This window comes from Microcella sp. (assembly GCF_033763155.1).
Lineage (GTDB): Bacteria > Actinomycetota > Actinomycetes > Actinomycetales > Microbacteriaceae > Microcella.
Window position 1 is genome coordinate 1 of record NZ_JANRKZ010000224.1, and the last position, 3,939, is coordinate 3,939.

General features: G+C 68.9%; 5 protein-coding genes. 2 read left to right on the forward strand and 3 right to left on the reverse strand.

The window, feature by feature from the left end; translation table 11 throughout:
- Positions 1-93: 93 nt before the first annotated feature.
- The gene (locus SFU54_RS09580; RefSeq protein ID WP_319016051.1) at positions 94-762 is read left to right on the forward strand and encodes an HAD family hydrolase; all 669 of its coding nucleotides are present in this window, start codon (positions 94-96) and stop codon (positions 760-762) included.
- On the opposite strand, the gene SFU54_RS09585 is transcribed toward SFU54_RS09580, so the two are convergent.
- The 3 genes from SFU54_RS09585 to truB are packed head-to-tail and all read right to left on the reverse strand — an operon-like array spanning position 759 to position 2,791.
- Positions 759-1,442, reverse strand: coding sequence for a hypothetical protein (locus SFU54_RS09585; RefSeq protein ID WP_319016052.1), 684 nt, complete (start codon positions 1,440-1,442; stop codon positions 759-761). The genes SFU54_RS09580 and SFU54_RS09585 overlap by 4 nt on opposite strands.
- Positions 1,443-1,484: 42 nt before the next feature.
- Positions 1,485-1,865 (reverse strand): hypothetical protein, encoded by a 381-nt coding sequence (locus SFU54_RS09590; RefSeq protein ID WP_319016053.1) that lies wholly within the window; start codon positions 1,863-1,865, stop codon positions 1,485-1,487.
- A complete protein-coding gene (gene truB, locus SFU54_RS09595) occupies positions 1,862-2,791 on the reverse strand; it encodes a tRNA pseudouridine(55) synthase TruB (RefSeq protein ID WP_319016054.1) in 930 nt (309 codons plus the stop codon). Before truB ends, SFU54_RS09590 begins: the two co-directional genes overlap by 4 nt.
- A gap of 63 nt (positions 2,792-2,854) precedes the next feature.
- Here truB and SFU54_RS09600 point away from each other — a divergent pair, with 63 nt between their 5' ends.
- A complete protein-coding gene (locus tag SFU54_RS09600; protein WP_319016055.1) occupies positions 2,855-3,847 on the forward strand; it encodes a 2-dehydropantoate 2-reductase in 993 nt (330 codons plus the stop codon).
- Positions 3,848-3,939: the final 92 nt, after the last annotated feature.

Consider the following 3,939-nt stretch of genomic DNA (forward strand, 5'->3'; position numbering starts at 1 on the left):
TCGTCGGGGGCTGGGTCGGCGAGGGGAAGGGCGCTGGGCACCTGCTCATTGTTTCAGTCAGTGCTGGCGGTTACCGTCTGGCAAGGTTGACCGGTGACCATCACGATTCTCTGGGACGTCGACGGAACCCTGCTGCTCAACGGCTACACCGGTGGCGGCGAGCTGTATCACACGGCCGTCGAGCGCACTGTGGGCCGCGAACTGCACCCACCGATGCCGCGCACGCATGGCAAGCCCGACGGGCTCATTCTCAGCGAGATTCTCGCCCACTTCGGCTACGACGACTCGTGGCACGAACGCGCCCGCGCCGTGCTCGACGAGCTCTCGATCGAACGCGCGCAGGCGGGCGATCGGCGCGAGACTGCTCCGGGGGTGGTGGATGCCCTCACCGCCGTCGCCGCCCGCGGCTGGCACAACGCCCTGTTGACGGGCAACTCGCTCGTGCGGGCTCGCGTCAAGCTCGAGGGCGCCGGGCTCGGGCCGGAGTGGTTCGACTGGGATCGCTCGTTCTTTGGCGCGACGGCCCGCGAGCGCAGTGAGATTACCCGCGCAGCCCGCGAAGCATTGCCCGGCGAAACCCTTGTGATCATCGGCGACACCCCGCGCGATGACGAAGCCGCGGCGGCCGCTGGCATGCCGTTCATCGGCGTCGCGACGGGCGTGTTCACGGTCGACGACCTGCGCGAGACGGGCGCGGCGCTCGTCGTTGCCGACCTTGCTCAGTCGCTCGACGCGGTGCTTGCCGCGATCGAGGGGCTTTAGCGTTCGGAGCTCGTCCAAGTCTCCAGTTCCGAGAGATCGCTCAACTCGACGCCTGATGGGACGAACCCGAATTCCTTGGCGACGCGTACGTAGTGTGTACGCCGCTCGTTGAACTCCCTCGTGAGAGTCTTCATCACTAGGGTGTGCGCTGCATCGAGCTGGAGGTCTCCCCCGTATTCGAAGCTCCAATCCTCCAACACGACTATCGCCAGGTGTCGAACGTCGTCGAGTCGATGACGAGCCTCGACGAGGCTCCACAAACGATCCTCCGCAATCGAATCATCTGCCCACTTCACTATGTCGTGAGGAATCAACCTGACTGAGTCGAAGTGACGAGGCGCCTCCGGCCGAAGCGGAAAGACGGGGATGATTGCCAGCCACGCGGCAAGCAACCCAGCGATGATTGCCCCGCCATAGACCGATCCGCGCCAGGCTTCTATTCCCTGGACCGTGTTCGAGAAGTAGGCGATTCCGCCGCCGACCAGTAACCACACAACGAGGAAAACGGTCACCCGAGCGATGAACTGCCATTCAGATCTCTGTGTGGGCTTCAACGACTGCAGCAGGGATTTGAGCGCCGGGTCAAAGCCCCCCTCCGCCTCCGGATCGACGATGTACCAGAGCGGCTTCTTGAAGACCTCGACGCGCACGATGCCGTCGCGCTCAACAGTCAGGGGCATGGAGGCACGCTATCGCGACGCGAGCATCCGTCACCAGCTTTGTCAGCTGACGAGGGCAACGCCCTGCACGAACCAGATCTGGTTCATGCGAAAGACCATGACGGCGACGGCGAGGCTCGCGACGCCCATGACGACCGTGGCCCAGCGTGTGCGGTCGACGAGCGCCCAGCCGATGGCCGCGACGGGCAGCACGAGGGCGACGACGAGGTAGATCCACCACTCGACGATGTCACCCGTCGGCTCGTTGCCGACGAACGGCGCGACGATACCGATGACGATCTGCACGAGGAGCACGAGGGCGACGGCCGCCGTGGGAAGCACGCTGTAGTCGTCAGGTCTGCGGCCGATACCGCCGAGCACGAGGGCCACGAGGCCCGCGATGACGCTCACGATGATGGCGATCGTGGTGAACCACTCGATCACTGTGCGGCCTCCTGGGCACTCTCGGGCGGGAACCCGACCAGCGTACGACCGCGACCCTGGCGCACGCTGATGAGGGCGACGAGGCGGTCGGGATGCTCGCCACCTGCTCCGCGCTCGATCGCGGCCACCGGCTCAGAGTCGGGGTGCGCCGGCAGGGTGAGCAGCTTGCCGTGCCCGAGGTCGCGGGCCTGAGCGGCGTCGACCTCGAGCACCGGGAACAGCCGTTCGGCAACCTCCGCCGGGCTCGCGAGCAGGCTTGAGCCGCCCTCGGCCAGCGCCTCGAGACTCACGGCGTCGGCCACCTCGAACGACCCCACGCGCGTGCGCCGCAAGGCCGTGAGGTGCCCGCCAATGCCCAGGGCCGCGCCGAGGTCGCGCGCGAGGGCGCGAATGTAGGTGCCTGAGCTGCAGTCGATGCGGGCATCCACGTCGATCGCCTCGCCGGTGCGCCGTACCGCGAGCACCTCGAACGCGCTGATCGTGACGCGGCGCGACGCGAGCTCGACCTCTTCGCCGGCGCGCACGCGGTCGTACGCGCGTTTGCCGTCGACTTTGATGGCGCTCACCGAGCTCGGCCGCTGGTCGATCTCTCCGGTCAGCGCACGGATGCCTGCCGCGAGTGCCTCGTCGGTCACCGCTGCGACCGCCGCCGGGTCGGCCGTGCTGACGATCTCACCCTCGGCATCGTCGGTCGTCGTCGCGGCGCCGAGTCGCATGGTCGTCTCGTAGGTCTTGTCGAGGCCCACGAGGTAAGTAAGCAGGCGCGTGGCGGACCCGGCTCCGAGCGTGAGCAGGCCCGTCGCCATCGGGTCGAGAGTGCCCGCGTGGCCCACCTTGCGAGTGCCGAGCGCGCGGCGCGCACGTGCGACGACATCGTGGCTCGTGAGACCCTGCGGCTTGTCGACGAGCAGCAATCCGGTAGGCACGACTCCACGCTAGCGCGAGCGGGCTGCTCGGCCGGTGCGGCTCTCGCGCTTAGGCTGGCGAGCATGCGCATCGCGGTCATCGGAGCGGGCGCGGTCGGCGGCCTCGTGGCCGCCCTGGCCGCGCGCGCGGGGCACGAGGTGCTCGTGACTGCGCGCGGCGAGCATGCTGAAGCGATTGCCCGCGCCGGGCTGCGCGTCGACGGCGGCTGGGGTGAGTGGGTGGCTCCGGTTGAACTCGTGCGCAGCATCCCGAACGACATCGTCGACCTCATCGTGTTGGCGACGAAAGCGCACGATTCTGCCGAGGCTCTCGCCCCGTGGACCACGCACGATGGCACGCCCGTGCTCGTGCTGCAGAACGGCCTGGGCGGTGAAGGCGCGGTGCGGGATGCCCTGCCGCGCTCCCCCGTCGCGATCGGCCTCGCGCTCTTCGCCGTGAGCCTCACAGGCCCGGGCCACATCACCGTCACGGGCCCGAACGGCCTCACGCTCGGCGGCGACCCCGCCGCGGTCGCCGTTGCCGAGCCCGTGCTGCGCGACGCGCTGCCCGCCGAACTCGTGCTCGCCGACAACATTCGCGGCGCCCAGTGGACCAAGTTGCTCATCAATCAGGTCAACGCCCTGCCCGCGATCACCGGCCTGAGCGTGCAGCAGACAATCGCCGACCCCCGGCTTCGTGCGGTACTCGCGCGCGGCATGGTCGAGACCGTCGCCGTCGGCGATGCCGCGGGCATCGCGTGGGGTCGCATCGGAGCCGTGGATGCCGAAGCCGTCGCCCGCGTGCGCGCGGGTGGTACCGCTGCGGCCGCCGAGCTGGCCCAGCACCTCGCCGCCGGCATGGGCGACGTGCCGAACCCCGCCTCGATGCTGCAGAGCATCCGTCGCGGGCGCACGACCGAGGTCGACGCGATCAACGGCGCGATCGTCGACTACGGCACCTCGCTGGGCGTCCCCACGCCAGTCAACGCAGCCCTCGTCGGCCTCGTTCGCGCGGCGCAATCGGGCGTACCGCACCTGACGGCCGCCGAAACACTCGCGCGCCTCCCCGCGGCCTAATCGTCTCGGCAGGCAACCGCACCCCAGCGGGCTAGAGCATGGACTTCGTGTGCCAGACCGTCTTCGTCTCGACGAACGCCGTGATGCGCTCG

What these genes read in the sequence shown, in the direction of transcription:
- SFU54_RS09585 (WP_319016052.1), bottom strand. Translation starts at nt 1,442, where the DNA reads ATGCCCCTGACTGTTGAGCGCGACGGCATCGTGCGCGTCGAGGTCTTC.
- SFU54_RS09600 (WP_319016055.1), top strand. Translation starts at nt 2,855, where the DNA reads ATGCGCATCGCGGTCATCGGAGCGGGCGCGGTCGGCGGCCTCGTGGCC.